2 protein-coding genes and 2 pseudogenes are annotated in these 2412 nt (G+C 68.6%); 1 reads left to right on the top strand and 3 read right to left on the bottom strand.

What is annotated here, in order from left to right:
• The 3 genes and pseudogenes from BN903_RS04290 to dacZ all read right to left on the bottom strand — a co-directional run.
• A pseudogene (locus BN903_RS04290) lies at positions 1-312 on the bottom strand (GNAT family N-acetyltransferase); the annotation flags it as partial.
• Between the two features lie 107 nt (positions 313-419).
• Positions 420-1208, bottom strand: coding sequence for a mechanosensitive ion channel family protein (locus BN903_RS04285; protein WP_048076551.1), 789 nt, complete (start codon positions 1206-1208; stop codon positions 420-422).
• A gap of 3 nt (positions 1209-1211) precedes the next feature.
• Complete coding sequence (dacZ, locus tag BN903_RS04280) at positions 1212-2021, bottom strand: diadenylate cyclase DacZ (RefSeq protein WP_048076550.1); 810 nt, start codon at positions 2019-2021, stop codon at positions 1212-1214.
• Between the two features lie 146 nt (positions 2022-2167).
• Here dacZ and BN903_RS04275 point away from each other — a divergent pair.
• Positions 2168-2412: pseudogene (locus tag BN903_RS04275) on the top strand (aldo/keto reductase); the annotation flags it as partial.

The following is a 2412-nucleotide window of genomic DNA, read 5'->3' as shown; positions in this document are numbered from 1 at the left end:
ATCGCGTGCCCCGAACACCGCGCCGTCCCCGCTCCCGCGACGACGTTGTTCCCCCTCGGCCAGCATCGACCGGACCCACTCGACGCGACGCCGCCGGCTCACGGGCGGAAGCCCCTGCGCGCGGTCGCCCCGGTCGAACCGCTCGTACATCTCGACGAGGCGGGGTTCGTCCGCGTCGACCGCCGGTCGGACCGTCCAGCGCGCCCCCTGCTTGTCGACGAAGCGCGGACAGCGCGGGGGACAGTGCGGCGTCCCCTCGCACTCGCTCTCGTCCCAACCGTCGCAGGCGACGCTCGCGGTATCGGGGGTCATGTCTCGACGTTGCCGCCGCACCGTGTTATATGGTGTCAACGACTTTCACGCGGTGGGAACGGCTGTCGGTGGAACGGGCATCGGTGTGGACGACGGCTTCGGCGGTTCTACTCCCGGATCAGCACAATACCGTCGCGAAACACGGCGTGGTTCGGAATGACGTGTTCTTCGCCGCCGGTCTCGATGTGCGTGACGAACAGGTCGACCTCCTGAACGACGCCGCGCTCGCCGGCGACCCGCACCTCGTCGCCGATGCCGTACGGCTGTCGGAGGAGGAGGAAGACGCCGGCCGCGGCCGAGGCGACAAGGTCCTTCGTCGCGAGGGCGGCGAACAGCACGAGCGCGAACGCGTACGCCGCGAGCAACACGATGAGCGCGAGCGTCTGGACGCCGACCTGTCCGAGCGCGATGAGCGCGGCGACGTACACCACGCTGTACTTCGCGATCGAGGGGAGAACGCCGAGTTCGGGGAGCTTGATCCCCCGGAGCCGCTCGGCGACGAGCAGCTCCACCTTGTCGCCGACGACGACGCCGACGATGAACACGAGAATCGCCACGAACACCCGCGGGAGGAAGGCGGCGACGCCGGACCAGAACTGTTCGAGGTAGTTCACGTCCGCGACCGTGAGCGCGACGATGACGGAGACGGCGAGGATGAAGTAGCTCGACAGCTTCGCGACGATCCGCACCGTCGAGGTGTCGAACTCGCGGGCCGTCCGCTCGAAGGCCGTCCCCTCGATGACCTCCGGGACGCCCGCGCGTTCGAGCAGCCGGCGGTTGATCACCCCGGTGAGGTACGCCAACACGAGCCCGAGCGCGAGCACGGCGAGCGCCAGCCAGATCCGGTACGGGACGGCGAGGAGGAACTCGGGCACGGCGAACTGGGCCGGGGGCATCGGTCAGTACTCCTCCGGATCGATCTCCAGGACGAGTTCGCCCGCCTTGAACGCCCGGACGAGACCGTCCGACTCGGAGAGCACGATCGACGTCGAGTTGGTGTCGCGGGTGATCGCCGCGCCGGACATGTGGCGCGCGCCAAGTCCCTTCGGGATGTCGACGCCCTCGGCGGCGGGTTCGAGGTAGCGGTACGCCGAGACGATCTTCCCGGAGTCGGAGACGACGAACGCGCCGTCCAGCCGCGAGAACTCCTTTAACATTACGTTCACGATGGGGTCGCCGACGTGGACGTGCGACTTCTCGAAGGGGTTGTAGCTCAGCGGCCGCGACTTGTTCATCACCTTCCCCGCGTCGCCGACGACGAACAGCGCGCCCACCGGCTTCCCCTTCTGTCCCTTCTGTCCGAGTTCGATCGCGACCTCGAACACGTCGCGGATGACGCTCGGCTCCGCCCGGGAGTTGGCGAACAGGTCGTAGATCCCGGTGTGGATCGTCTCGTCGACGGTGACGCGGATCACCGCGTCCGAGCCGCCGTCGAAGACGGAGACGACGCAGGCGACCTCGTCGCCCTCCGAGAGGAGGCCCTCGTCCATCGCGCCCTCGATGCCGAACCGGATCCGGTCTTTGACGTTGTCGAACGGGAGGGGGAGTTCGACGAACGTCTCGGCGTCGACGTCGTTCTCGGGCGCGACGACGACGACCTCGACCCCGTCGTCCGCGAACCGGTCGTAGAAGGAGCTCGTCGGGGAGAACAGCAGGGTAGCGTCCACGTCGGCGACGAGGTCCGCCAGATGGTCCGTGAGCGAGTCCATTACCACGAGTGACACGAGGAGTCCGTATAGTCGTTGCGTCGGCGTCGTGCGAGCGTCTGACACGGAGGTCCCGCTCGGTCGCCGACGTGACGCGAGCAGCAACCGGACGCGGGCGGTTTTTATTCCGGCCGAACCGACCCGTCGACATGGCGACTCGCGAGGCCCTCTGGGGGTACCGGAACCGGTTCGGCGACGCCTTCGGGCGGACGTACTTCCGGCGGTTCGGCCCGGGCGTCGTCTCCAGCGTCGGGATCGGGACGTACCTCGGCGAACCGACGCCCGCCGTCGACGAGGCCTCGCGCGAGGCGATCGGACTGGCGCTCCGCTCGGGGGTGAACCACGTCGACACCGCGGCGAACTACCGCTGCGGCTGCGCCGAGCGCGTCGTCGG

Source organism: Halorubrum sp. AJ67 (genome assembly GCF_000513435.1).
Note: the sequence above shows the minus strand (reverse complement) of the source record. Positions and strands in the feature narration are given on the sequence as shown.

Coding starts and splice junctions, on each gene's coding strand:
- BN903_RS04285 (WP_048076551.1), bottom strand. CDS start 1,208: ATGCCCCCGGCCCAGTTCGCCGTGCCCGAGTTCCTCCTCGCCGTCCCG.
- dacZ (WP_048076550.1), bottom strand. CDS start 2,021: ATGGACTCGCTCACGGACCATCTGGCGGACCTCGTCGCCGACGTGGAC.